Origin of the sequence: Rhizobium sp. NXC14 (assembly GCF_002117485.1) — a bacterium.
Taxonomy (GTDB): domain Bacteria; phylum Pseudomonadota; class Alphaproteobacteria; order Rhizobiales; family Rhizobiaceae; genus Rhizobium.
The window spans coordinates 2,190,937-2,216,173 of the sequence record NZ_CP021030.1; the positions used below are offsets into that span (position 1 = coordinate 2,190,937).

At 61.9% G+C, this 25,237-nt stretch carries 21 protein-coding genes; 17 read left to right on the top strand and 4 right to left on the bottom strand.

What is annotated here, in order from left to right:
• Positions 1 to 30 precede the first annotated feature (30 nt).
• A complete protein-coding gene (locus NXC14_RS10825) occupies positions 31 to 843 on the bottom strand; it encodes a ferredoxin--NADP reductase (RefSeq protein ID WP_064806129.1) in 813 nt (270 codons plus the stop codon).
• A 344-nt stretch (positions 844 to 1,187) separates the two neighbouring features.
• On the opposite strand from NXC14_RS10825, the gene pcsA reads away from it, so the two are divergent.
• From pcsA to NXC14_RS10895, 14 genes are all read left to right on the top strand, one after another.
• On the top strand, positions 1,188 to 1,916 hold the full coding sequence (pcsA, locus tag NXC14_RS10830) for a phosphatidylcholine synthase (protein WP_085778139.1): 729 nt from the start codon (positions 1,188 to 1,190) through the stop codon (positions 1,914 to 1,916).
• A gap of 12 nt (positions 1,917 to 1,928) precedes the next feature.
• Entirely contained in the window at positions 1,929 to 2,909 is a 981-nt protein-coding gene (locus NXC14_RS10835) for a quinone oxidoreductase (protein ID WP_085778140.1), read from the top strand.
• Between the two features lie 39 nt (positions 2,910 to 2,948).
• Complete coding sequence (locus tag NXC14_RS10840; RefSeq protein WP_085778141.1) at positions 2,949 to 4,517, top strand: ABC transporter ATP-binding protein; 1,569 nt, start codon at positions 2,949 to 2,951, stop codon at positions 4,515 to 4,517.
• Positions 4,507 to 5,592: an ABC transporter permease gene (locus tag NXC14_RS10845; protein ID WP_085778142.1), complete on the top strand. Its 1,086-nt coding sequence runs from the start codon at positions 4,507 to 4,509 to the stop codon at positions 5,590 to 5,592. The genes NXC14_RS10840 and NXC14_RS10845 overlap by 11 nt, the downstream gene beginning before the upstream one ends.
• Positions 5,589 to 6,509, top strand: coding sequence for an ABC transporter permease (locus tag NXC14_RS10850; RefSeq protein ID WP_085778143.1), 921 nt, complete (start codon positions 5,589 to 5,591; stop codon positions 6,507 to 6,509). The genes NXC14_RS10845 and NXC14_RS10850 overlap by 4 nt, the downstream gene beginning before the upstream one ends.
• A gap of 42 nt (positions 6,510 to 6,551) precedes the next feature.
• Positions 6,552 to 7,628, top strand: coding sequence for a BMP family ABC transporter substrate-binding protein (locus NXC14_RS10855; protein ID WP_085778144.1), 1,077 nt, complete (start codon positions 6,552 to 6,554; stop codon positions 7,626 to 7,628).
• A gap of 143 nt (positions 7,629 to 7,771) precedes the next feature.
• Positions 7,772 to 8,734, top strand: coding sequence for a galactofuranose ABC transporter, galactofuranose-binding protein YtfQ (ytfQ, locus tag NXC14_RS10860; RefSeq protein WP_085778145.1), 963 nt, complete (start codon positions 7,772 to 7,774; stop codon positions 8,732 to 8,734).
• 119 nt (positions 8,735 to 8,853) lie between these two features.
• The gene (ytfR, locus tag NXC14_RS10865) at positions 8,854 to 10,377 is read left to right on the top strand and encodes a galactofuranose ABC transporter, ATP-binding protein YtfR (protein WP_085778146.1); all 1,524 of its coding nucleotides are present in this window, start codon (positions 8,854 to 8,856) and stop codon (positions 10,375 to 10,377) included.
• Entirely contained in the window at positions 10,374 to 11,378 is a 1,005-nt protein-coding gene (locus NXC14_RS10870; RefSeq protein WP_085778147.1) for an ABC transporter permease, read from the top strand. Before ytfR ends, NXC14_RS10870 begins: the two co-directional genes overlap by 4 nt.
• 5 nt (positions 11,379 to 11,383) lie before the next feature.
• Complete coding sequence (gene yjfF, locus NXC14_RS10875; RefSeq protein WP_085778148.1) at positions 11,384 to 12,352, top strand: galactofuranose ABC transporter, permease protein YjfF; 969 nt, start codon at positions 11,384 to 11,386, stop codon at positions 12,350 to 12,352.
• Positions 12,353 to 12,366: 14 nt separating this feature from the next.
• The gene (locus tag NXC14_RS10880) at positions 12,367 to 13,143 is read left to right on the top strand and encodes a FadR/GntR family transcriptional regulator (protein WP_085778149.1); all 777 of its coding nucleotides are present in this window, start codon (positions 12,367 to 12,369) and stop codon (positions 13,141 to 13,143) included.
• Positions 13,144 to 13,226: 83 nt separating this feature from the next.
• A complete protein-coding gene (glmU, locus tag NXC14_RS10885; protein ID WP_085778150.1) occupies positions 13,227 to 14,588 on the top strand; it encodes a bifunctional UDP-N-acetylglucosamine diphosphorylase/glucosamine-1-phosphate N-acetyltransferase GlmU in 1,362 nt (453 codons plus the stop codon).
• 109 nt (positions 14,589 to 14,697) lie between these two features.
• On the top strand, positions 14,698 to 16,524 hold the full coding sequence (gene glmS / locus NXC14_RS10890; protein WP_085778151.1) for a glutamine--fructose-6-phosphate transaminase (isomerizing): 1,827 nt from the start codon (positions 14,698 to 14,700) through the stop codon (positions 16,522 to 16,524).
• A gap of 133 nt (positions 16,525 to 16,657) precedes the next feature.
• Positions 16,658 to 17,365: a DUF502 domain-containing protein gene (locus NXC14_RS10895; RefSeq protein ID WP_085778152.1), complete on the top strand. Its 708-nt coding sequence runs from the start codon at positions 16,658 to 16,660 to the stop codon at positions 17,363 to 17,365.
• A 66-nt stretch (positions 17,366 to 17,431) separates the two neighbouring features.
• Here NXC14_RS10895 and recG read toward each other — a convergent pair whose 3' ends face one another.
• Complete coding sequence (gene recG / locus NXC14_RS10900) at positions 17,432 to 19,537, bottom strand: ATP-dependent DNA helicase RecG (protein WP_085778153.1); 2,106 nt, start codon at positions 19,535 to 19,537, stop codon at positions 17,432 to 17,434.
• A 92-nt stretch (positions 19,538 to 19,629) separates the two neighbouring features.
• Between recG and NXC14_RS10905 the strand changes: the two genes are divergently transcribed.
• Genes NXC14_RS10905 through NXC14_RS10915 form a run of 3 tightly spaced genes read left to right on the top strand, consistent with a single transcriptional unit; the run spans position 19,630 to position 23,918 of the window.
• Positions 19,630 to 19,935, top strand: coding sequence for a succinate dehydrogenase assembly factor 2 (locus NXC14_RS10905; protein WP_085778154.1), 306 nt, complete (start codon positions 19,630 to 19,632; stop codon positions 19,933 to 19,935).
• A complete protein-coding gene (gene mfd / locus NXC14_RS10910; protein WP_085778155.1) occupies positions 19,932 to 23,438 on the top strand; it encodes a transcription-repair coupling factor in 3,507 nt (1,168 codons plus the stop codon). The genes NXC14_RS10905 and mfd overlap by 4 nt, the downstream gene beginning before the upstream one ends.
• Positions 23,439 to 23,450: 12 nt before the next feature.
• Complete coding sequence (locus NXC14_RS10915) at positions 23,451 to 23,918, top strand: OsmC family protein (RefSeq protein WP_085778156.1); 468 nt, start codon at positions 23,451 to 23,453, stop codon at positions 23,916 to 23,918.
• 67 nt (positions 23,919 to 23,985) lie between these two features.
• On the opposite strand, the gene NXC14_RS10920 is transcribed toward NXC14_RS10915, so the two are convergent.
• Both NXC14_RS10920 and NXC14_RS10925 read right to left on the bottom strand, forming a co-directional pair.
• A complete protein-coding gene (locus NXC14_RS10920) occupies positions 23,986 to 24,513 on the bottom strand; it encodes a GrpB family protein (RefSeq protein ID WP_245362145.1) in 528 nt (175 codons plus the stop codon).
• A gap of 8 nt (positions 24,514 to 24,521) precedes the next feature.
• Entirely contained in the window at positions 24,522 to 25,193 is a 672-nt protein-coding gene (locus NXC14_RS10925) for a DsbA family oxidoreductase (RefSeq protein ID WP_085778157.1), read from the bottom strand.
• Between the last annotated feature and the right edge of the window lie 44 nt (positions 25,194 to 25,237).

Here is a 25,237-nt window from a genome sequence, read left to right on the forward strand (position 1 = left end):
GCCGCTTCAAATCTGCTTGTCGCAAAAAGGTCAGCCGACGAAGGCCCGTTCGATGACGAATTCGGCGGGCTTGCTGTTGGCGCCTTCATTGAGGCCGGCCTTCTCCAGCAGTTCCTTGGTATCCTTCAGCATGGCCGAGGAGCCGCAGATCATGCCGCGGTCGATTGCCGGATCGAGCGGCGGCACGCCGAGATCGGTAAACAGCTTGCCTGAAGAGATCAGGTCGGTGATGCGGCCGCGATATTCGAAATCCTCGCGTGTAACAGTCGCATAATGACGGAGCTTGTCGCCGACGACTTCTTTCAGCAGTTCGTCATTCTGGATCTCATGCACGAGGTCGAAACCGTATTTCAGCTCGGCGACATCGCGCGTCGTATGGGTGAGGATGACTTCCTCGAACTTTTCATAGGTCTCGGGATCGCGGATCAGGCTGGCGAAAGGCGCAACGCCGGTTCCCGTCGAAAACATGTAGAGGCGGCGGCCAGGCGTCAGCGCATCGAGCACCAGCGTGCCCGTCGGCTTCTTGCGCATCAGCACCTGGTCGCCGGGTTTGATCGCCTGCAGATGCGAGGTGAGCGGACCGTCCGGCACCTTGATGGAGAAGAATTCAAGTTCTTCGGCCCAGGCGGGGCTGGCGATCGAATAGGCGCGGAAGACCGGCTTGCCCTCGACCATCAGGCCGATCATCGCGAATTCGCCGGAACGGAAACGGAAGCCCTGCGGCCGAGTCATCGTGAAGCGGAAGAGCCGGTCGGTGTAATGCGTCACGCTGAGCACCGTCTCGGCATAGACGCCGGCGGGGATGGACGATGCGAAGTCTTCGGTCTTTGCAGGCGCGTTCATTGCGGTAGAGGATCCCGTTTCGTCGGATGAACTTATCGGATGCGAGGCAGATATTACATATCCGGCCGGAATTAAAGGCATTCCATTCCACGCAGCGCTCATGAAAGGAAATATGCGTGTCCGTGTCAGGATTCAATGGTTGGCGGGGAATGTCATATTTCCCGCTGGCGAAGCCCGCCAAAGGATGCATATTAGAGCGGCGCGCCGCAATTGTATGCTGATTTCGGCAAAAGCGGTGCGACAACAAAGACCTACGCCGTCGAGCCCGATTCAGGAACAGGGTCAGGTGATGATGGCGATAAAACACGCTTGCCTGGGCGAGCGCGACAGGCGGTCGGGGGGTTATGAAGATTTTCAATTACAAGCGTGTTCCTTACGCGGAAATGCGCGCCTTTTCCGTTCATATCCTGACGGCTTCCGGCTCCTTCCTCGCCTTCCTCGGCGTGGTCGCCGCCGCCGAGCACCGCTTCATCGACATGTTCTGGTGGCTGGGTCTGGCTCTACTGGTCGATGGCATCGATGGTCCGATTGCCCGCAAGGTGCGTGTCAAGGAGGTGCTGCCGAACTGGTCGGGCGATACGCTCGACAATATTATCGATTACGTTACCTATGTGCTCCTGCCGGCCTTCGCGCTCTACCAGAGCGGCATGATCGGCGAGCCCTGGTCCTTCGCCGCCGCAGGCATGATCGTCGTCTCCAGCGCCATCTATTACGCAGACATGGGCATGAAGACCGATGAGTATTTCTTCTCCGGCTTTCCCGTCGTCTGGAACATGATCGTCTTCACCCTGTTCGTCATCGATGCCAGCGCCACGACCGCGCTCGCCGTCGTCACGATTTCGGTGGTGCTGACCTTCCTGCCGATCAATTTCCTCCATCCGGTCAGAGTGAAAAGACTGCGCCCGCTCAATCTCGGCGTCTTCCTGCTATGGTCGGCGCTCGGCGTCTATTCGCTGCTGATGCATTTCGAAACGCCGCAATGGGCGCTCGTTCTCTTCATTGTGACCGGGCTCTATCTTTACGTCATCGGCGCGGTGCTGCAATTCTTCCCCGCCCTTGGACGCGAAGCTTAAAGGACACACAATATGACGAAAACGCAGGCGGTTTCATTTTCGCAAACGGGCGGACCTGAGGTTTTCAACTATGTCGAGATCGATCTTCCCCAGCCGGCGGCAGGCGAGGTGCAGATCCGGCAGGCGGCGATCGGCCTGAACTTCATCGATGTCTACTTCCGCAACGGCTCCTACAAGGTACCGCACCTTCCCTTTGTCACCGGCAAGGAGGGCGCCGGCACCGTCACGGCAGTGGGCCACGATGTTACCGATTTCAGACCGGGCGACCGGGTCGCCTATGCCAGCGCCGACGGCGCCTATAGCGCCGAGCGCAATATTGAGGCACGCCATCTGGTGCATGTGCCTGACGGCATCGAGCTCGAAACGGCGGCAGCGATGATGCTGAAAGGCATGACCGCCGAATATCTCCTGAACCGCACCTTCAAGGTCGGCCCTCAGACCGTCCTTCTGTTCCATGCCGCAGCCGGCGGAGTCGGTCTGATCGCGGGCCAGTGGGCGAAGGCGCTCGGCGCTACGGTCATCGGCACGGCTGGATCCAAGGAGAAGGTCGAGCTGGCACTCGCCCACGGCTACGACCATGTGATCAACTACAAGAGCGAAGACTTCGTCGGCCGCGTCCGCGAGATAACGGGCGGCAAGGGTGTCGATGTCGTCTATGATTCGATCGGTCGCGATACTTTTCCACAGTCGCTCGATTGCCTGAAGACGCGCGGCCTTTTTGCCTCCTTCGGCCAATCTTCCGGGCCGATCGAGAATTTCACCCTCGCCATGCTGGCTCAGAAAGGGTCGCTCTTTGCGACGCGCCCGACGCTCTTCACCTATATCGCCACGCGTCAGGAATTGGACGATAGTGCAAAGGCGCTATTTGATGTTGTGCAAAGCAACAAAGTGCGTATCAATGTCAACCAAACCTATCCGCTGCGTGAGGTTGGGCAGGCTCACGCGGATCTGGAAGCAAGAAAAACGACAGGAACGACGCTGCTGATTCCATGAGATCCGAACGGACCGGTTGGCAGAAGAAATGAGGGGAACGTGTCTGCATTGAATGTGCCGGATCCCGGTGCGTTGTTATCCGTCCAGAAGCTGACGAAGTTCTTCGGTGGCTTTGCCGCCTGCAATGACATCGATCTCGACATAGCGCCGGGCGAGATTCATGCGCTTCTCGGCGAAAATGGCGCAGGCAAGTCCACCTTGGTCAAGATGCTGTTCGGTGTTCTCGAGCCGACGCACGGGCAGATCCTTTGGGAAGGCAGTCCCGTCGTCATCGCCTCGCCGGGAGAAGCCCGCAAGCACGGCATCGGCATGGTCTTCCAGCATTTCTCACTGTTCGAGGCCCTCACGGTGGCCGAAAACATCGCGCTATCGCTCGATGACGCCATCCCGATCGACCGTATCGCCGAGGAGGCGAGGGCGCTGTCGGTCACCTACGGCCTGCCGCTCGATCCGCATGCCCATGTCGCCGATCTCTCGGTCGGAGAGCGCCAGCGCATCGAGATCGTCCGGGCGCTGCTGCAGAACCCGAAGCTGATCATTCTCGACGAGCCGACCTCGGTGCTGACGCCGCAGGAGGCCGACAGGCTGTTCGAGACGCTGTTCAAGTTGCGCGCCGAGGGGCGCTCGGTTCTCTATATCAGCCACCGTCTGGAGGAGGTGCAGCGCATCTGCGATCGCGCCACCGTGCTGCGCCATGGCCGGGTGACCGGCGCCTGCGATCCCAGGCAGGAAACGCCGGCCTCGCTCGCCCGCATGATGGTCGGCAGCGAAGTGGCGACGGTCACCCATCCCGAGCGCAGCGACAGGGGCGAGGTGCAGCTTGCCGTTTCGAACCTGTCGGTTTCCCCGCGCACGCCCTTTGCCATGCCGCTGCGCGACGTCTCCATGACGGTGCGTGCGGGCGAAATCCTCGCAATTGCCGGGGTCGCTGGCAACGGCCAGAGCGAGTTGTTCGACGCGCTGTCGGGCGAGTATCCGGTTGCCTCAGCCGAAGCGATCATCATCCGCAAGAAGCCGGTGGGCACTCAGGGCATTACCGCGCGTCGCCTGCTTGGCGCCGGTTTCGTGCCGGAGGAGCGGCACGGGCACGCTGCCGTTTCCGCGATGAAGCTGTCCGACAATCTGGTGCTGGCCCGCAGCCAGTCGGATCGCAAAGCCTTTCTGGGCGCGCTTGGCATCATCCGGCAGGGCGCGGTCAGGTCTGCGGCGCGGCGCATTTCCGAAGCGATGGACGTCCGCAAGAGCGGTGACGATCCCGCCGCCGGCTCGCTCTCCGGCGGCAATCTGCAGAAATTCATCGTCGGCCGCGAGCTCGACCGCCAGCCGGCCGTCCTCGTCGTCAACCAGCCGACCTGGGGCGTCGATGCGGGGGCGGCAAGCCGCATCCGCCAGGCGCTCGTCGATCTTGCAAAAGCCGGCTCCGCCGTTGTCGTCATCAGCCAGGACCTCGACGAAATCTTCGAAGTGGCAACCGATATCGCCGTCATCTCCGAAGGGCGCCTTTCCCGGCCCTATCCGGCCGGCGAACTGACCCGCGAAAAGATCGGCCTGCTGATGGGCGGCCTGCATGAAGGCAGTTCGGCCGCGGAGACTGCCCATGCGCATTGAACTGGAAAAACGTCCCGACGTCTCGAAGCTCTTCGCTTTCGTCTCGCCGCTCCTGGCCCTTGCCCTGACGCTCGCCTTCGGCGCCATGATGTTCGCCATACTCGGCAAGGATCCGGTCGAGGCGCTCGATGCATTCTTTGTCGAGCCGCTGCTCGAGGTCTGGTCGCTGCACGAGCTGGCGATCAAGGCAGCACCGCTGATCCTAATCGCCGTCGGCCTTGCCGTCAGTTACCGCTCGAACAATTGGAACATCGGCGCCGAGGGGCAGTTCACCATCGGCGCCATCACCGGCTCCTATCTGCCGATCGTCTTCTACGACTGGCATTCGCCTCTCGTCCTGCCGTTGATGCTGCTGCTCGGCGCGCTCGGCGGCGCGCTTTTTGCCGCCATTCCGGCGCTGTTGAAGGCGCATTTCAACACGAATGAGATCCTGACGTCGCTGATGCTGGTCTATGTCGCCCAGCTTTTCCTCGACTGGCTGGTCCGGGGCGCCTGGCGCGATCCGAAGGGATTCAACTTTCCTGTTTCGCGCGATTTCGCGCCGGAGGCGGTGCTGCCGGCGATCTGGGAAGAATCGGGCCGCGCTCATTGGGCCTTCATCTTCGCCATCATCGCGGCGATCGGCGTCTGGTTCATGCTGCGCTTTACGTTGAAAGGTTTCGAGGTCGTCGTCCTCGGCCAATCGGAGCGGGCAGGGCGCTTTGCCGGCTTCTCGTCGAAGAAGATGATCTGGTTTAGTTTCCTCTTCTCGGGCGCGCTTGCCGGCCTTGCCGGAATCTCTGAGGTCTCCGGTTCGATCGGCCACCTGCAGCCCGCCATCTCGCCGGGCTACGGCTTCACCGCTATCATCGTCGCCTTCCTGGGCCGGCTCAATCCGCTCGGCATCATCGCGTCTGGCCTGGTGCTGGCGCTGACCTATCTCGGCGGCGAAGCGGCGCAGCTGTCGCTTGGCGTCTCCGACAAGGTCACCCGCGTCTTCCAGGGCCTGCTGCTCTTCTTCGTGCTCTCCTGCGATACGCTGATCTACTACAAAATCCGCATCGTCTGGTCGCGGGTCAGGGGCGTGGGAGCATGAGCATCTTCGAAGCCATTCTGCTGACCGTTATCACTGCCTCGACGCCGCTCGTGATCGCCGCGCTCGGCGAACTGGTGACGGAGCGCTCCGGCGTTCTGAACCTCGGCGTCGAAGGCATGATGATTATGGGCGCAGTCGCCGCTTTTGCCGGCGCGCAGACGTCGGGCTCGCCGTATGTCGGGATTATCTGCGGCATAGCGGCGGCGGCGCTGTTCTCGCTGCTGTTCGCCTTCCTGACGCTGACGCTGGTGGCCAATCAGGTGGCGACGGGACTGGCGCTTACGCTTCTCGGCCTCGGCGCATCGGGCATGCTCGGCGAGCCCTATGTCAGCGTTCCCGGCATTCGCCTCGAAGAGATCGTCATTCCCGTCCTGTCGGATATTCCCGTCATCGGCCATGTTCTGTTCAGGCAGGATTTGATCTTCTACCTGTCGATTGCACTTGTGATCGGCGTCAGCTGGTTCCTGTTCCGCAGCCGGGCCGGGCTGAAACTGAGGGCGATCGGCGACAGTCATACGTCGGCCCATACCCTGGGCATCGGTGTCATCCGCACGCGTTACCTGGCGGTGATGTTCGGCGGCGCCTGCGCCGGTCTTGCCGGCGCGCAGCTCTCGCTCGTCTACACGCCGCAATGGGCGGAGAACATGTCGGCCGGCCGCGGCTGGATCACCCTGGCGCTTGTCGTTTTCGCCTCCTGGCGCCCATGGCGGGTTTTTGCCGGGGGATATCTCTTCGGCGCGGTCACCATCCTGCAGTTGCACGCGCAGGCCTTCGGTCTCGGAATTCCCGCGCAGTTCCTTTCGATGCTGCCCTATGCCGCGACTATTGTGGTTCTCATCATCATTTCCCATAATCGGCGCACGACGTTGATCAACACACCCGCATCGCTTGGGAAGGCCTTCGTGCCGGAGCGATAGAGGACGGGTTTCCGCAATAACTTCAAACCAACAGGGGTAACCATGAAGAAGTTCACATTTGCACTCGCCGCCTCGGCCGCCGCCCTGATCGGCATTTCCTCCGCCGCTCAGGCCGCGGAGAAGACGAAGGTCTGCTTCGTCTATGTCGGTTCGCACACCGATGGCGGCTATTCGCAGGCCCACGATCTCGGCCGCCAGCAGGTCCAGGCCGAATTCGGCGACAAGATCGAAACGCCTTATCTCGAAAACGTGCCGGAAGGTCCGGACGCCGAGCGCGCCATCGAACGTCTGGCCCGTTCCGGCTGCAAGCTGATCTTCACCACGTCCTTCGGCTTCATGGATGCGACGGTTAAGGTCGCCGCCAAATTCCCGAAGGTCAAGTTCGAGCATGGCACCGGCTACAAGACTGGCCCGAATCTCGCGACCTACAACTCGCGATTCTATGAAGGCCGCTACATCCTCGGCCAGATCGCCGCCAAGACTTCGAAGAATCACGGCGCCGCCTACATCGCTTCGTTCCCGATTCCCGAAGTGGTGATGGGCATCAACTCCTTCGAGCAGGGCGCTAGGTCGATTGATCCGAGCTTCAAGCTGAAGGTCATCTGGGTCAACACCTGGTTCGACCCCGGCAAGGAAGCCGATGCGGCCAAGGCGATGGTCGACCAGGGAGTCGACGTCTTGACGCAGCACACCGATACGACAGCGCCGATGCAGGTTGCCGAAGAACGCGGCATCCACGCCTTCGGTCAGGCGTCCGACATGATCGCAGCCGGCCCGAAGGCGCAACTGACGGCGATCGTCGACACCTGGGGCGCTTACTACTCCAAACGCGTTCACGCGCTCCTCGACGGCACCTGGAAGTCGGAACAGAGCTGGGACGGCCTGAAGGACGGCATTTTGAAGATGGCGCCCTACACCAACATGCCTGACGATGTGAAGAGGATGGCCGAGGAAACCGAAGCCAAGATCAAATCGGGCGAGTTGCATCCCTTCACCGGCCCGATCAACAAGCAGGACGGCACGCCGTGGCTGAAGGCGGGCGAGAAGGCAGATGACGCCACCCTGCTCGGCATGAACTTCTATGTCGAAGGTGTCGACGACAAGCTGCCGGCGCAATAATTTCCCCGGCTTTCTGCAACTTCCAAGGGCGTCCTGGCGGGCGCCCTTTTTTCTGCTGTAACGCTAAAAAAAGTGATTGCCAAAAGTAATACTATATGATTTTTTGACCCTGCGCCGCGAAGGAGCGGCATTGGGAGGATATCATGAAATTGAAGACTGCACTTTTGAGTGCCACGGTTCTGGCTGCTTGCATGTTCGGTTCGGCTTCGGCCGGCGGCTTGACGGTCGGCTTCTCGCAGATCGGCTCGGAATCGGGCTGGCGTGCGGCTGAAACCACTGTTACCAAAGAACAGGCCAAGAAGCGCGGCATCGATCTGAAGTTTGCCGACGCGCAGCAGAAGCAGGAAAATCAGATCAAGGCATTGCGCTCCTTCATTGCTCAGGGCGTTGATGCCATTCTGATCGCCCCGGTTGTCGAAACCGGCTGGGACGACGTTCTGAAGGAAGCCAAGGAAGCCAAGATCCCGGTCATCCTTCTCGACCGCACCATCAAGGCTCCGGACGATCTGTACCTGACGGCCGTGACCTCGGACCTCGTTCATGAAGGCAAGGTCGCAGGCGACTTCCTGGTGAAGACCGTCGGCGACAAGAAGTGCAATGTCGTCGAACTGCAGGGCACCACCGGTTCCTCGCCGGCGATCGCCCGCAAGAAGGGCTTCGAAGAAGCTCTTGCCGGCCACGACAACCTCAAGATCGTTCGCAGCCAGACCGGTGACTTCACCCGCACCAAGGGCAAGGAAGTCATGGAAAGCTTCCTGAAGGCCGAAAATGGCGGCAAGGACATCTGCGCGCTCTATGCCCACAACGACGACATGGCCGTCGGCGCCATCCAGGCGATCAAGGAAGCCGGCCTGAAGCCCGGCAAGGATATCCTTGTCGTCTCTATCGACGCCGTGCCGGATATTTTCAAGGCGATGTCGGAAGGCGAGTCCAACGCCACCGTCGAGCTGACGCCGAACATGGCTGGTCCTGCCTTCGACGCGCTCGAAGCCTATCTGAAGGACAAGAAGGCTCCGCCGAAGTGGATCCAGACCGAGTCCAAGCTCTACACGCCGGCCGACAATCCGATGAAGGTCTACGAAGAGAAGAAGGGTCAGGGCTACTGATTTGAACCTGCAACCGCACTGGCCCACAATGGGCCGGTGCGGAACTGCCGGTGCCGGATCGGGCGGCAGCCCGGTCTTGGCGCGGGCGCACGGCGCAATATCAGGACACAGCAGCCCTCATGGTTCACAATAACGAGAATATTCTCGCAGCCTCGGCTATATCCAAGTTTTTTCCCGGCGCCGTCGCCCTTGATAAGGTTGATTTCACGCTGCGCCGCGGGGAGGTTCATGCGCTTCTCGGCGAGAACGGCGCCGGAAAATCGACGCTGATCAAGTGCATCACCGGCGCCTATCATCGCGACGGCGGCAGCCTGATGCTCGACGGCCAGGAAATCAATCCGGCCAATACGCTCGCTGCCCAGAAACTCGGTATCGGGACCGTTTATCAGGAGGTCAACCTCCTCGCCAATCTAAGCGTCGCTGAAAACCTCTTTCTCGGACGCCAGCCGAGGCGTTTCGGCATGACCGACGTGCGTGCGATGAACCGCAAGGCGCGCGAACTGCTCGCCGGTTACGGCATCGATATTGACGTCACCGCCGAACTCGCCCGTTTCTCCGTCGCCGTCCAGCAGGTCGTCGCCATCGCCCGTGCCGTCGATCTTTCCGGCAAGGTGCTGATATTGGATGAGCCGACGGCAAGCCTCGACAACCAGGAAGTGGCGCTGCTCTTTCGCATCATTGAGGACCTGAAGAAGCGTGGCCTCGGCATTGTCTTCATCACCCATTTCCTCGAGCAGGTCTATGCGATCAGCGATCGCATCACCGTGCTGCGCAACGGCAAGCTCGTCGGCACCCGTGACGCCGCCGAGTTGCCGCGCCAGGGTCTGATCGCCATGATGCTCGGCCGCGAGCTTGCCCAGGCCGAAGAGGCGGTCGGGGAACGCAGCATCGCGGCGGGCGAGGTCCGGTACCGCTTTTCCGGCTACGGCAAACGCGGCAAGGTCAAGCCCTTCGATCTCGATGTGCGCGCCGGCGAGGTGGTCGGCGTGGCAGGGCTGCTTGGTTCCGGGCGCACCGAAACCGCCGAGCTGCTCTTCGGCGTCGAACATGCCGATAGCGGCAGTGCGACGATCGACGGCCAGCCCGTCACCCTTTCCAGCCCGCGCGCCGCAATCGAAAAAGGTTTCGGCTTCTGCCCGGAGGACCGCAAGACCGATGGCATCGTCGGCGACCTTTCGATCAGGGAAAATATCGCACTGGCGCTGCAGGCTCGCCGCGGCTGGACCCGGCCGCTGTCGCGCGCCGAGCAGAACGCGCTCGCCGACCGCTATATCAAAGCGCTCGATATCCGCACCACCGACCGTGAAAAGCCGATCCGGCTGCTCTCCGGCGGCAATCAGCAGAAGGCGATCCTCGCCCGCTGGCTGGCAACCAATCCCAAGTTTCTCATCCTCGACGAGCCAACCCGCGGCATCGATGTCGGCGCCCATGCGGAGATCATCCGGCTCATCGAACAGCTTTGCGCTGAAGGCATGTCATTGATCGTAATTTCCTCGGAACTCGAAGAGCTTGTCGCCTATAGTTCACGTGTCATCGTACTTCGCGACAGGCAGCATATCGCTGAATTGACGGGCGAGCGCATCACCGCAGCCGGTATCGTCGATGCCATCGCCGCCGCCGAGCACAAGAAGGAGGATGCATGAAATCCTCTCGCAATGGGCTGGCCTATCGCCTGGCGCCACAACTGATCGCACTCGTAGTCATTCTTCTGTTGAATTTCATAACGTCGCCGCAGTTTTTTAATGTCGTTGTTCAAAATGGACGCCTCTATGGCAGCCTGATCGACGTGCTCAATCGCGGCGCGCCGGTGGCCTTGTTGGCGATCGGCATGACGCTGGTGATTGCTACCAAGGGCATCGACCTGTCGGTCGGCGCGGTCATCGCCATTTGCGGCGCCGTTGCAGCTTCGTCGATTGTGTCCGGAAATTCAGTGACCTACACGATTTTGCTGACATTGGCGATCGGGCTTGCCTGCGGCGTCTGGAACGGTTTTCTGGTGGCGATCCTCAACATCCAGCCGATCATTGCCACGCTGGTGCTGATGGTTGCCGGCCGCGGCATTGCCCAGCTCATCACCGAGGGCGCGATCCTGACGTTCAACGATGATGGCCTGATCTTCTTCGGCAGCGGCTCCATGGCGCTTCTGCCGATGCCAGTTGTCATCTGGCTGCTCGTCGGTCTTCTCGTCATCCTGCTCGTTCGCCGCACGGCGCTCGGCATGCTGCTCGAGGCCGTCGGCATCAACCGCCGCGCCAGCACGCTTTCCGGCATTCAAACACCGGTGTTGCTGATGGCGGTCTATATGCTGAGCGGGCTTTGCGCCTCGATCGCGGGTATCATCGTCGCGGCCGACATCAAGGGCGCCGACGCCAACAATGCAGGTCTCTGGCTGGAGCTTGATGCCATCCTTGCTGTCGTCGTCGGCGGCAACTCGCTGCTCGGCGGAAGATTCAGCATTGTCGGCTCGCTGATCGGCGCAATGATCATCCAGGCGGTCAACACCGGCATCCTGTCCTCCGGATTTCCGCCGGAGTTCAACCTGATCATCAAGGCGGTCATTATCATTGTGATCCTCGTCATTCAGTCTCCGGCGGTGCAATCGCTGGCCATCTTCGCCAGCCGCCGGCAGGGCGGAAGGGAGTAGCCGAAATGAACTCCAAATATCTGCCGCTGCTTGCGACCATCGTCATCTTCGTGCTCGCTTATGCCGGCTGCACGCTGCAATACCCGAACATGCTGTCGACGCGGGTCATCGGCAATCTTCTGACCGACAATGCCTTCCTCGGCATTGCCGCCGTCGGCATGACCTTCGTCATCATCTCCGGCGGCATCGATCTGTCGATCGGTTCGGTCATCGCCTTCACCGGCGTGTTCCTTGCGGTGATCCTGCAGAACACCTCGATCCATCCGCTGCTTGCCTTTGCGCTGGTCCTCGTCATTACCACCGCCTTCGGCGCCATCATGGGCGCCATCATCCACTATCTCGAAATGCCGGCCTTCATCGTCACGCTTGCCGGCATGTTCCTGGCGCGCGGTATCGCCTTCGTGCTCTCGATCGACAGTATTCCGATCAACCACGACTATTATTCCACGCTGACGAGCCTCTATTGGCGGCTGCCCGGCGGTGGACGGCTGACGCTGATCGGCGCTGTCATGCTTCTGGTCTTTGCCGCCGGCATCTTCATCGCCCACCGCACCCGCTTCGGTACCAACGTCTATGCACTCGGCGGCGGGCCGCAGACGGCGCGGTTGATGGGCGTGCCGGTCGGCCGCACGACGATCCAGATCTACGCACTGTCGGGTTTTCTCGCTGGTCTATCCGGAATCGTTTTTTCGCTGTACACCTCTGCAGGATATTCTCTTGCGGCAGTCGGCGTCGAACTTGACGCCATCGCTGCGGTGGTCATTGGGGGGACGCTGCTGACCGGAGGAGCGGGCTTCGTGGCGGGAACCTTGATCGGGATTCTGATCCAGGGACTCATTCAGACCTACATCACCTTCGACGGCACGCTGTCGAGCTGGTGGACGAAGATTCTGATTGGCCTGCTGCTATTTGCATTTATTCTGATGCAGAAGGCGATCCTGTTCCTTTCCAGCCTGAACAAGAGGTATGCCTGAGGGGGGCGGGTCCTTTGCGCAACAAATTCATCGAGGCACGCAAGACAGGGCGCCGAACCCGGACGAGCCATGCACAGGTGGTCGACGAGCTCGGTAAGGCAATCGTCGCCGGCACCTATCCGGTCGGCTCGATCCTGCCCGGCGATACCGAACTGGCTCAACGCTTTAAGGTGTCGCGCACCGTCTTGCGTGAAACGATGAAGACGCTCGCAGCCAAGGGCATGGTTGTCGCCAAGGCGCGGGTTGGCACGCGCGTGACCGAGAAAACCCTCTGGAACATGTTCGACAGCGAAATCATCGCCTGGCACTTCGATAATGGCGTGACGGAAGAATTCCTGCTGCATCTTTACGATATCCGTCTTGCCGTCGAACCCTTCGCCGCAGGTCTCGTCGCCGATCGCGCCAGCACCGAGGAAATCGAGACGCTTCGCGAACTGGCGCAGGAAATGGCGGCCAGCGGGCATACGGCCGACAGCTTGGCGCTCGCCGACCTGCGCTTTCACCTGGCGATAGCCGAAGCCTCGCACAATCCTTTCATGCGCACCCTCGGCAGCCTCATCGAAGCGGCCCTGGTCGGCATGTTCCGCATCAGCACGCCGCCCTCCGAAAACGGGTTCGCCAATATCGCCGATACCCACATGCGCATCGTCGATGCCATCGTTTCGGGCGACAGTGCCGCGGCTCGGCGTGCGATGGAGGTCGTGATCGTGGATGGCCGCGATCACGTGCACGAGGCCTTCGCGGCCCACGGCTCTCCTGTTGTCCTGGGGCCGATTTCACCCGCAATCTAACCCTGAAATGGATTTCCGATTTCAGGAATTATGCAGTATGAGGCAGAAAAGCCGCCTCATCACGCGGATTCGCGGAGCAGATCATGGAACGTACTTGTCTTGCCGTCATCCTTGCCGCCGGTGACAGCACGCGGATGAAATCTTCGAAATCGAAAGTGCTGCATCCGGTCGCCGGCCGTCCGATGATCGCCCATGTGGTCGAGGCGGTCGCCTCCGCCGGCATTTCCTCCGTCGCCCTCGTCGTCGGCCGCAATGCCGAGGAGGTGGCAAAGGCCGCAAGCATAGACGGTGTCGGCATCGAAGCCTGTCTGCAGAAGGAGCGCCTCGGCACTGGCCATGCGGTGCTGGCGGCGCGCGAGGCCATCGCCAGAGGCTATGACGACATCCTCGTTACCTATGGCGACGTGCCGCTCCAGACCGACGGGCCGCTCAAGGCCGCCCGCCAGGGACTCGCCGACGGCAGCGACATCGTCGTCATCGGTTTTCATACCGACCGGCCGACCGGCTATGGCCGCCTGCTCGTCAAGGACGGCGAACTCATCGCCATCCGCGAGGAGAAGGACGCGACCGACGCCGAGCGGGCTGTGACCTGGTGCAACAGCGGATTGATGGCGATCAACGGCCGCAAGGCGCTCGATCTTCTCTCGCGCATCGGTAATGCCAATGCCAAGGGCGAATTCTATCTGACCGATCTCGTCGAGATCGCCCGTTCGCTCGGTGGCCGCGTCACCGCGGTCGACGCCCCCGAAATCGAGATGACCGGCTGCAACAACCGCGCCGAACTCGCCGTCATCGAACGCTTTTGGCAGGAGCGTCGCCGCCGCGAGATGATGCTCGCAGGCGTTACGATGATCGCGCCGGAAACGGTGTTCCTCTCCTACGACACCGTCATCGCCCAAGACGCGCTGATTGAGCCGAACGTGGTCTTCGGACCCGGTGCCGTGATCGACAGCGGCGCCATCATCCACTCCTTCTCGCATATCGAGGGCGCCCATGTCAGCGAAGGCGCGACCGTCGGCCCCTTTGCGCGGCTGCGGCCGGGTGCCGATCTCGCCAACGGTTCGAAGGTCGGCAATTTCTGCGAGGTCAAGAACGGCCGGATCGGCGAGGGCGCCAAGGTCAACCATCTGACTTATATCGGCGATGCCGTGGTCGGTGCCGGCAGCAACATCGGTGCGGGCACGATCACCTGCAATTATGACGGGGTCAACAAGAGCGAAACGGTGATCGGGCAAAACGCCTTCATCGGATCCAATTCCTCGCTGGTCGCGCCGGTGACGATCGGTGACGGCGCCTATATCGCCTCCGGCAGCGTCATCACCGCCAACGTGCCGGCCGATGCGCTGGCGCTCGGACGCGCCCGCCAGGAGATCAAGCCCGGCCGCGCGACGCTGTTGCGCGAGCGTGCGCTCGCCATAAAGGCGGTGAAGAAGGCCAAGGTTTAACCCCGCTTTGCGTAACCGGCGGAAATTCAAAGTGACCGCGGAGCCGATTGAGAAATAAGCGGAAATCTTTAGGACTGGCCTCAATATTGAAGCCTTATGGGGATATTGCATGTGCGGAATTGTGGGGATCGTCGGAACTCAGCCTGTCGCCGGGCGCCTGGTCGATGCGCTGAAGCGCCTGGAATATCGCGGTTATGATTCTGCCGGTGTCGCCACGATCCACGAGGGCGTGATGGATCGCCGCCGCGCCGAGGGCAAGCTCTTCAATCTGGAAAAGCGCCTCGACGCCGAACCGTTGCCAGGTGCGGTCGGTATTGCCCATACGCGCTGGGCAACCCACGGCGTGCCCAACGAGACCAATGCCCATCCGCATTTCGTTGAAGGCGTGGCCGTCGTTCATAACGGCATCATCGAAAATTTCTCCGATCTTCGCGATGAACTGACCGAAGCGGGCGCGGTCTTCGACACTCAGACCGATACCGAAGTCGTTGCCCAACTGATGGCGAAATATCTGCGCGAGGGGCTCGAGCCGCGCGCCGCCATGTTGAAGATGCTGAACCGGGTGACCGGCGCCTATGCGCTGGCCGTCATGCTCAAGGCCGATCCCGGCACGATCATGGCCGCCCGCTCAGGCCCGCCGCTTGCCGTCGGCTACGGCCGTGGCGAGATGTTCCTGGGGTCGGATGCGATTGCGCTTTCGCCCTTCACCAACGAGATCACCTATCTGGCCGACGGCGATTGCGCCCTCATCACGCGCGACGGCGTCGCCGTGCTCGATTTTGCCGGAAAGCCGGTCAAACGAGCCCGCCAGATCTCGCAGGCGACCGCCTATGTCGTCGACAAGGGCAATCACCGCCATTTCATGGAAAAGGAAATCTACGAGCAGCCGGAGGTGATCTCCCACGCGCTCAGCCACTATGTGGATTTCGCCGAGAACACGATCGGCGCCAATGCCGCCGCTATCGATTTCAAGGCGGCAAGCAGCCTTGCGATTTCGGCCTGCGGCACCGCCTATCTCGCAGGCCTTGTCGGCAAATACTGGTTCGAGCGTTATGCCCGTCTGCCTGTTGAGATCGACGTCGCCTCCGAATTCCGCTACCGCGAAATGCCGCTCTCACCATCGCAGGCCGCACTCTTCATCTCCCAGTCGGGCGAGACCGCCGATACGCTGGCATCGCTGCGTTATTGCCGCGACAACGGCTTGAAGATCGGCGCTGTCGTCAATGTGCGCGAATCGACGATCGCCCGCGAATCCGACGCCGTCTTCCCGATCATGGCCGGTCCCGAAATCGGCGTCGCCTCGACCAAGGCCTTCACCTGCCAGCTCGCTGTGCTGGCGTCGCTGGCGATCGGCGCCGGCAAGGCGCGCGGCACGGTGAGTGCTGAGGAGGAGAGGGCGCTGGTGCGCCATCTCGCCGAGATGCCGCGGATCATGAGCCGGGTGCTGAACCTGATCCAGCCGCAGATGGAAAGCCTGTCGCGCGAACTGTCGAAATGCAGGGACGTGCTCTATCTCGGCCGCGGCACCAGCTTCCCGCTCGCCATGGAAGGCGCGCTGAAGCTCAAGGAAATTTCCTATATCCACGCCGAAGGCTATGCCGCCGGTGAGTTGAAGCACGGGCCGATAGCGCTGATCGACGAGAACATGCCGGTCATCGTCATTGCCCCTTACGACCGCTTCTTCGAAAAGACCGTTTCGAACATGCAGGAGGTCGCAGCCCGCGGCGGCCGCATCATTTTCATCACCGACGACGCGGGTGCGGCCGCCTCGAAACTGCCGACCATGGCAACGATTACCCTGCCTGTCGTCGACGAAATCATCGCGCCTATGATCTTTTCGCTGCCGATCCAGCTGCTCGCCTATCACACTGCCGTTTTCATGGGCACCGACGTCGATCAGCCGCGCAACCTGGCGAAATCAGTAACAGTGGAATAAGCCTGCAAGGCCGCTGTCTTCGCTGCGAAACATATTGTGCGCACCCTCGAATTCTGGCAATTTTGGTGTGCGGACAAGGGGGAAGGCCGGCGTTCCGGCCTGTCCACGACTGAGATGGAGCTCATCAGGAGAGATGACCGACAACACCCCCAGAATGCCGGTCGCGACCCGGCTGAGGAATAATTTTCTCGCAGGCCTGATCATCTGCGCGCCGATCGCGATTACCATCTGGCTGACCTGGACCTTCATCCACTGGTCGGACAGCTGGGTCAGGCCCTATATTCCGGCGCGCTGGAATCCGGAAAGCTATCTCAATTTCGCCATTCCCGGTTTCGGCCTGCTGACGGCCGTCGTGCTGATCACCGTTGTCGGTTTTCTCGGCAAGAACCTGATCGGCCAGAGCATCGTCGGTTTCGGCGAATCGGTCGTCCAGCGCATGCCGCTGGTGCGCACGATCTATAGAAGCGTGAAGCAGATTTTCGAAACGGTGCTGAAGGAGCAGTCTAACTCCTTCAAGAAAGTCGGCCTCATCGAATATCCCAGTCCCGGCCTCTGGGCGCTGGTTTTCGTGGCCACCGATGCCAAGGGCGAGATCGCTTCGAAGTTCAACGCCATGGGCCAGGATATGGTCGCGGTCTTCCTGCCGCCGACTCCGGTGCCGACCGCCGGTTTCCTCGTCTTCGTGCCGCGCGAGAAGATCGTGTTGCTCGACATGTCGCCGGAAGACGCGGCTAAATTCCTGATCTCAGGCGGGCTCGTGGCTCCTGAAATCCCTCAGTCCGAGCCGAAGCCGAAGCATTTGCCGCGGCCGAAGCCGGTGGCGGTTTCCAAGGCTGATTGATGCATGTCGCCCAAAAGTGTTTAGCGGTTTTGCGATAACGCCATGCATGGCTCGTAGTGGCGCGCTTCATCCTGCTCTCAGAAACCGGATCGCCTCATCTCGGCGGAAGAGATAGAGCAGGGTGCGGATCGACTGTCCTCTTTCGCTGGTCAGTTCCGGATCGCGCTCAATGAGGTAGGCCGCATCCTTACGAGCAATCTCAAGCAGATCGGCATGCGCCTCGAGGCTGGCAATGCGAAAACCCGGCGTGCCGGATTGCCTTGTGCCGAGCAATTCGCCTTCGCCGCGCAGCTTCAGATCCTCTTCGGCGATGCGAAAACCGTCCTCAGTCTCCCGCATGATCGAGAGCCGGGAATGGCCGGTTTCGCCGAGCGGCCCCTTATAGAGCAGGATGCAGGTCGAAGCCTCATCGCCGCGCCCGACGCGGCCGCGCAGCTGATGCAGTTGCGCCAGGCCGAAGCGTTCGGCATGTTCGATCACCATGATCGTCGCATCCGGCACGTCGACGCCGACCTCGACGACTGTTGTGGCGACGAGAAGGCGGGTCTCGCCGTTCTTGAAGGCCATCATCGCCGCATCCTTCTCCGCGCCGCTCATACGACCGTGGATGAGGCCGATATTGGGACCGAGCGCGGAGACGAGCGTCGCATGCCGCTCCTCCGCCGACATCAGGTCTAGTTCTTCGGACTCCTCGACCAGCGGGCAGATCCAGTAGGCCTTCTTGCCTTCAGCGATCGCCCCCCGCAGCCGCCCGACGATTTCGCCTGTTCGTTCCATCGGCACGGTGATTGTCTGGATTGGCTTGCGGCCGGCCGGCTTCTCGGTGAGTTTGGAAACGTCCATGTCGCCGAAGGCAGCCAGCACGAGCGTGCGAGGGATGGGCGTCGCGGTCATGACAAGCATATGCGGCGAGATGCCCTTCGCCGTCAGCCGCAGGCGCTGGTGAACGCCGAAACGGTGCTGCTCGTCGACGACCGCGAGCATCAGGTTTGCGTAACTGACGCTCTCCTGAAATAGCGCATGCGTGCCGATGATGATCTGCGCTGCGCCGGAGCCGATGCGTTCCAGGATGTCTTCGCGTTCGCGCCCTTTGGTGCGCCCGGTCAGCACTTCGATGCCGAGGCCGGCGGAGGCGGCGAATTTCGAGATGGTCGCGTGGTGCTGCCGCGCCAGGATTTCGGTCGGCGCCATCAGCACGGCCTGGCCGCCGGCCTCGATCACCGCCGCCATTGCCATAAGCGCCACCAGCGTCTTGCCGGAGCCGACATCGCCCTGCAGCAGCCGCAGCATCCGCTCCTGACCGGCCATGTCCTTCAGGATCTCGGCGATCGCATCGTTCTGGCTTGACGTGAGCGAGAAGGGCAGCGCCTTCACGATCTTGCTGCCGACCGCACCGGTGGCATGCACCGGCTGGCCCGCCACTTTGCGCAGCCTCTGGCGCACCAAGCTGAGCGACAGTTGGCCGGCCAGAAATTCGTCATAGGCAAGCCGCCTTCGGGCAGGGGCCTGTGGATCGACATCTGCGGGATCGCGCGGCTCGTGCAGCACATGAAAGCTGTCCCGGATCGACGGCAGACCCTGCTTCTGCGTCAGCGTCAGGTCGATCCATTCCGGCATCTCCGGAAAGCGCGGCAGGGCGGCCTCGATAATCTTGCGCAGCGTTTTCGGCGAAAGCCCGGCCGTCAGCGGATAGATCGGCTCGACGAGCGGCAGGCTTTCGGCCTCCTCCGCTTTGACGATATAGTCGGGATGCACCATCGAGGCGCGGCCGTTGAACCAGTCGATCTTGCCGCTGACCGTCACCTCCGCATCGATGGGCAGCTGCTTTTCCAGCCATGCCGCCTGGCCGCGGAAGAAGACCAGCGTCAGCTCGCCGGTCTCGTCGTGCAGGAAGACCCGATAGGGGACATTGGTTTTGCCGCGCGGCGGCACCTGATGCCGATCGACACGTGCGGTGATGGTGACGATCGCGCCCTGCGGCGCCCGGGCGATCCCCGGCTGATTGCGCCGGTCGATCAGCGAGAAGGGTGCGTGAAACAAAAGGTCGATGACCCGGCAATCCTCCGGCGTCTCGCGTCCGAGCAGCTTGACCAGCAGTTCGGCGATTTTCGGGCCGACGCCCGGAAGGCCCGAAACGGGAGAAAACAGGGGATCGAGAATGGCGGGGCGCATGCGGCCAAAATGCGATGAACAATGCCGCCTTGGCAAGGCTGACAACCCGCTTTCGAGGGTCTATAGAGGCGCATCAACAGGAAGGTAATGCCATGACAGGTGTCACGCTCACGAGTGCCGGCCTCGACCCGCGCCGCCGCCGGATCCTTTTCCGCTGCTGGCACCGCGGCATCCGCGAGATGGATCTGGTTTTCGGCCAGTTCGCCGAAGCCGAGCTCGCGACGCTGTCGGAAGCCGAGCTCGACGAGTTCGAAACGATTATGGCCGAAGAGGACAATGATCTGGTCCGCTGGATTATGGGAACCTGGCCAGTGCCTGAGCGTTTCCGGACTCCGATGTTTGCCAGGCTTGCCGCCTACAAGCCCGATTTCGACAAGCCCCTCAGGACGCCGGAATGATCCCTGGTTTTGATGCGAAGAAGCTTGCGGCCATTGCCGAGCCGCTGACGATCGGTAATGTGCCGGCCGGCCTCGAACCGCTGCTGCTCGCCGAGCTTGCCCGAGCGGGAGAACCGGTGGCCTATGTCATGTCGGACGGCCATCGTATGGCCGATCTGGAACAGATGCTCGGCTTCGTCGCCCCCGACATTCCGGTTCTCACCCTGCCGGCCTGGGACTGTCTGCCCTATGACCGCGTCTCGCCGAGCGCCGATACCTCGGCGCGCCGGCTTGCCGCACTCGGCGGCCTCATCGCCCATCGCAAGAAGCCGCATTCCGCGATCGTGCTCGTCACCGCCAACGCCATGCTGCAGAAGGTGGCGCCGCATGATGTCATCGAAAGCCTGAGTTTTTCGGCCCGCCCGGGCAACCAGCTGCGCATGGATGATCTCGCCGGGCGCCTGGAGCGCAACGGCTTCGACCGTGTCGCGACCGTTCGCGAAGTTGGCGAATATGCCGTGCGCGGCGGCATTCTCGATGTCTTCGTGCCCGGTTCGGATGAGCCGGTCCGCCTCGATTTCTTCGGCGATACGCTGGAGAGTATCCGCAGCTTCGATCCGGCGAACCAGCGCACGACGGGGCAGGTGCGTTCCCTCGATCTCAACCCGATGAGCGAAGTGACGCTAACCCCGGATACGATCGGCCGCTTCCGCAAGAACTACCTCTCGGCTTTCGGCGCGACAACGCGTGACGATGCGCTTTATCTCGCCGTTTCCGAAGGCCGACGCTACCCGGGCATGGAGCACTGGCTGCCGCTCTTCTACGAGAAGCTCGATACCGTCTTCGATTATCTCAGCGGCTTCCGCATCGTCACTGACCACACGGTGCGGGAAGCAGCCGAGGAACGCTCCAAGCTTGTCCTCGACTATTACGACGCCCGCCTCAATTCCGGTCAGCCGGCCAAGGGCCAGATGGCGCAGGGCACACCCTACAAGCCGGTGACGCCAGGCCAGCTCTATCTCGACAGCAAACTCTTCTCCAAAACCCTCGACGCACTCGGCGCGATCCGCATCAGCCCGTTCAACGAGGTCGAGGGTGAGGCAAGGCGGGTCGTCAATGTCGACGCCCGCCAGGGCCAGCGCTGGGCTCGCTCGAATGCCGAAGGCGGGGGGGATGCCGAACGCATCAACATCTTCGACGTCGTCGTCAAGCATGTCGCCGACCGCCGCGCCGCCGGCGCGAAGGTGCTCATCACCGCCTGGACAGAAGGTTCGCTGGAGCGCCTGCTGCAGGTGCTGAACGAACACGGCTTGGAAAAGATCAAGCCCGTCGAGGCGCTGAAGGATCTCGGCTCGCTGGCGAAAGGCGAGGCCGCTGCCGCGGTGCTCAATCTCGAATCCGGCTTCGAGGCGGGCGAGCTCGTCGTCATCGGCGAGCAGGATATTCTCGGCGACCGTATGGTCCGCCGCTCCAAGCGCCGCAAGCGCGCCGCCGATTTCATTTCGGAGGTCGCCGGCCTCGACGAGGGCTCGATCGTCGTTCATGCCGAACATGGCATCGGCCGTTTCATCGGGCTGAAGACCATCGAGGCGGCGGGCGCCCCGCATGCCTGCCTCGAACTGCAATATGCCGACGAGGCCAAGCTCTTCCTGCCGGTAGAAAACATCGATCTTCTCTCACGCTACGGCGGCGAGGGCACCGACGCCCAGCTCGACAAACTCGGCGGCGGCGCCTGGCAGATGCGCAAGGCCAAGCTCAAGCGGCGCCTGCTCGACATGGCCGATGCGCTGATCCGCATCGCCGCCGAGCGCCTGACGCGTCAAGCGCCGATGCTGACGGCGCCGGATGGCCTTTACGACGAATTCGCCGCCCGCTTCCCCTATGACGAGACCGAGGACCAGGACAACGCCATCGACGCGGTGCGTTCCGACCTCGGCGCCGGCCGGCCGATGGACCGGCTCGTCTGCGGCGATGTCGGTTTCGGCAAGACCGAAGTGGCCTTGCGCGCCGCTTTCGTTGCGGCGATGAACGGCGTCCAGGTCGCGGTCGTCGTGCCGACGACCTTGCTCGCCCGCCAGCATTTCAAGACCTTCTCCGAGCGTTTCCGCGGCCTGCCGGTTCGCGTCCAGCAGGCCTCTCGCCTTGTCGGATCGAAGGAGCTGGCGCTGACCAAGAAGGAAGTGGCGGACGGCAAGACTGACATCGTCGTCGGCACGCATGCGCTGCTCGGCGCCGGCATCAAATTCGCCAATCTCGGCCTGCTGATCATCGACGAGGAACAGCATTTCGGAGTCAAGCACAAGGAGCGGCTGAAGGAGCTGAAGAGCGACGTGCATGTCCTGACGCTGTCGGCGACGCCGATCCCGCGCACGCTGCAGCTCGCCATGACTGGCGTGCGCGAACTGTCGCTGATCACCACGCCACCGGTCGATCGCATGGCGGTGCGCACCTTCATCTCGCCCTTCGACAGCCTAGTTATTCGCGAGACGCTGATGCGCGAGCACTATCGCGGCGGCCAGAGCTTCTATGTCTGCCCGAGGCTTGCCGATCTGGCGGATGTGCACGCCTTCCTGCAGTCCGACGTGCCGGAGCTGAAGGTCGCCGTCGCCCATGGCCAGATGCCGGCCGGCGAACTGGAAGACATCATGAACGCCTTCTATGAAGGCCGTTACGACGTGCTGCTGTCCACAACCATCGTCGAATCCGGCCTCGACGTGCCGACAGCCAATACGCTGATCGTCCATCGCGCCGATATGTTCGGCCTTGCCCAGCTCTATCAGCTGCGCGGTCGCGTCGGCCGCTCCAAGGTGCGCGCTTTCGCGCTCTTTACCCTGCCGGTCAACAAGGTGCTGACGGCGACGGCCGAGCGCCGGCTGAAGGTGCTGCAGTCACTGGATACGCTCGGCGCCGGCTTTCAGCTCGCAAGCCACGACCTCGATATCCGCGGCGCAGGCAACCTGCTCGGCGAGGAGCAGTCAGGCCACATCAAGGAGGTCGGTTTCGAACTTTATCAGCAGATGCTGGAAGAGGCTGTCGCCGAGGTCAAGGGTGTCGACGAAATCCACGATACCGGCTGGTCGCCGCAAATTTCGGTCGGCACCACCGTGATGATCCCCGAGAGTTACGTGCCGGACCTGCATCTGCGTATGGCGCTCTACCGCCGATTGGGCGAGATTGCCGAACTCAAGGAAATCGATGGATTCGGCGCCGAGATGATCGACCGCTTCGGGCCGATGCCGATCGAAGTCCAGCATCTCCTGAAGATCGTCTACATCAAGTCGCTCTGCCGCACCGCAAATGTCGAAAAACTCGACGCCGGCCCGAAGGGTGTGGTCGTGCAGTTCCGCAACAAGGAATTTCCGAACCCGGCAAATCTCGTCGCCTATATCGGCAAGCAGGGTACGATGGCGAAGATTCGCCCCGATCACAGCCTGTTTCTGACCCGCGACCTGCCGACGCCTGAGAAGCGCTTGCAGGGCGCGGCAGTCATCATGACGCAACTGGCCGAGATGGCCAAGCAATAGAGGGAGACGGCTATGGCGACACATGCCGCGAGGATTGCCTGGCAGCGCAACGGCGAGATCTTCACCGACAACCGCTACAGCCGCGTCCATCGCTGGACCTTCGACGGCGGCATCGAGGTGAGGGCGTCCTCATCCTCGCATGTAGTTCCGTTGCCCTATTCCGCCGAGGATGCGGTCGATCCGGAGGAGGCTTTCGTCGCCTCGCTCTCCAGCTGCCACATGCTCTGGTTCCTGTCGATTGCCGCCAAGCAAGGCTTTTGCGTCGACAGCTATACCGATGCCGCCGAGGGCGTCATGGAGAAGAACAGCGAAGGCCGTCTTGCCATGACCGTGGTGACGCTAAGGCCGCATGTCGTCTTCAGCGGCGAAAAGCAGCCTTCGCTCGGCGAGCTCGACGCCCTGCATCATCGCGCCCACCACGAATGTTTCATCGCCAATTCGGTGAAAACCGAGGTGCGCTGCGTTCCGGTCTTGGGCTGAGCTGTCGCAAAAATTACGCGATACCAGGCCTGGGGCCTTCAATCGCCTGGCGGTTCTGACCAGCCGATCAGCTTTGCCCACTCATTGGCGCCGTCCATGATGATGTCGAACACCGGATCCTTGATGTCGTAGTAGAATCGACGTCGTCTGGGAACCTTTGGGCAAGCCGCTGCTTGATCAGGGCGTAGGCGCTTGCCGCTATCGGATGGGCGCGCAGGAAGTCGCGGCAAAGAAGAGAATATCGCTGATTGAAACGGCCCTTCTCGCGGATGTGCAGATTCGCCGGACGCCCCTTGCTGCGATAGAAGGCTTTGCGCAGGTCGTCTTCGGCCAGATCAAGTTCCGGAGGGTAGTGATCGATGACGATCGGCCTGCGCTCGAAGCCCGCCTCTTCAAATGCGTCGGCGTCGACGTCAGCGAGATCGTTCACCGTCAGCTGAATATCGACGATATTTTTGGCGGGAAGCCCGGGAACTGCGGTCGAGCCGATGTGATGCAGGTATGCCCCGGCGGGCGCTGCTCCCATGATGGCGGATTTGAGGATCGCAAAATCCTCGACCCAGCTCTGCCGCGGCTGTTCGATCTCTATTCGCATCGATGGGCTCAGTTCAGCCCCGATCGCGCCTCGGCCTTTGCCTTTGCGATGTCGCGCAACGCGTTCGCCAGCACGTCAGGCGTCTGCGCGCCGCTCACGGCATACTGCTGGTCGAAGATGAAGAAGGGCACGCCGTTGACGCCCATCTCCTGTGCCGCCTTGATTTCGGCGACGATCAGATCGCCATCGGCATTGGACGCAAGCAGCGAGGCGATGACCGACCGGTCCAGGCCGGCCTTCTCGGCGATGTCGAGCAGCACCGCATGGTCGCCGACATTGCGGCCTTCCTCGAAATTCGCCTTGAACAGGGCGGTGACGACCTTGTCCTGCTTCTCGCGGCCTTCGATCATCGCCCAGTGGATCAGCCGGTGGGCGTCGAGCGTGTTCGGGCCGATCTTGATCGCCGCGAAATCGAAGGCGATGCCGACTTCGCGACCGTAGTCGGTCAGCATCTTGTGCGCCTGCGCCACGCGCTCCTCGCCCCCGAGCTTCTCAGCCAGCGCCTTCTTCTGGTCGACGCCTTCCTTCGGGTAGTCCGGATTGAGCCGATATGGCCGCCAGTTGATGTCGACGCCGATCTCGTCCTGCACTTCGGCGATGGCGAGTTCCAGCCGTGCCTTGCCGAGATAGCACCAGGGGCAGACGACATCCGAGACGACGTCGATGGTGATGCGCTCCATGATGATGTTCCTTCTGTGTGTCTCCGGAAGAGACATTGGGCCGA

Coding starts and splice junctions, on each gene's coding strand:
- NXC14_RS10905 (WP_085778154.1), top strand. CDS start 19,630: ATGACAGGTGTCACGCTCACGAGTGCCGGCCTCGACCCGCGCCGCCGC.
- NXC14_RS10855 (WP_085778144.1), top strand. CDS start 6,552: ATGAAGAAGTTCACATTTGCACTCGCCGCCTCGGCCGCCGCCCTGATC.
- glmU (WP_085778150.1), top strand. CDS start 13,227: ATGGAACGTACTTGTCTTGCCGTCATCCTTGCCGCCGGTGACAGCACG.
- ytfR (WP_085778146.1), top strand. CDS start 8,854: ATGGTTCACAATAACGAGAATATTCTCGCAGCCTCGGCTATATCCAAG.
- glmS (WP_085778151.1), top strand. CDS start 14,698: ATGTGCGGAATTGTGGGGATCGTCGGAACTCAGCCTGTCGCCGGGCGC.
- yjfF (WP_085778148.1), top strand. CDS start 11,384: ATGAACTCCAAATATCTGCCGCTGCTTGCGACCATCGTCATCTTCGTG.
- ytfQ (WP_085778145.1), top strand. CDS start 7,772: ATGAAATTGAAGACTGCACTTTTGAGTGCCACGGTTCTGGCTGCTTGC.
- NXC14_RS10920 (WP_245362145.1), bottom strand. CDS start 24,513: ATGCGAATAGAGATCGAACAGCCGCGGCAGAGCTGGGTCGAGGATTTT.
- NXC14_RS10915 (WP_085778156.1), top strand. CDS start 23,451: ATGGCGACACATGCCGCGAGGATTGCCTGGCAGCGCAACGGCGAGATC.
- pcsA (WP_085778139.1), top strand. CDS start 1,188: ATGAAGATTTTCAATTACAAGCGTGTTCCTTACGCGGAAATGCGCGCC.
- NXC14_RS10845 (WP_085778142.1), top strand. CDS start 4,507: ATGCGCATTGAACTGGAAAAACGTCCCGACGTCTCGAAGCTCTTCGCT.
- NXC14_RS10825 (WP_064806129.1), bottom strand. CDS start 843: ATGAACGCGCCTGCAAAGACCGAAGACTTCGCATCGTCCATCCCCGCC.
- NXC14_RS10850 (WP_085778143.1), top strand. CDS start 5,589: ATGAGCATCTTCGAAGCCATTCTGCTGACCGTTATCACTGCCTCGACG.
- recG (WP_085778153.1), bottom strand. CDS start 19,537: ATGCGCCCCGCCATTCTCGATCCCCTGTTTTCTCCCGTTTCGGGCCTT.
- NXC14_RS10870 (WP_085778147.1), top strand. CDS start 10,374: ATGAAATCCTCTCGCAATGGGCTGGCCTATCGCCTGGCGCCACAACTG.
- mfd (WP_085778155.1), top strand. CDS start 19,932: ATGATCCCTGGTTTTGATGCGAAGAAGCTTGCGGCCATTGCCGAGCCG.
- NXC14_RS10895 (WP_085778152.1), top strand. CDS start 16,658: ATGACCGACAACACCCCCAGAATGCCGGTCGCGACCCGGCTGAGGAAT.
- NXC14_RS10835 (WP_085778140.1), top strand. CDS start 1,929: ATGACGAAAACGCAGGCGGTTTCATTTTCGCAAACGGGCGGACCTGAG.
- NXC14_RS10925 (WP_085778157.1), bottom strand. CDS start 25,193: ATGGAGCGCATCACCATCGACGTCGTCTCGGATGTCGTCTGCCCCTGG.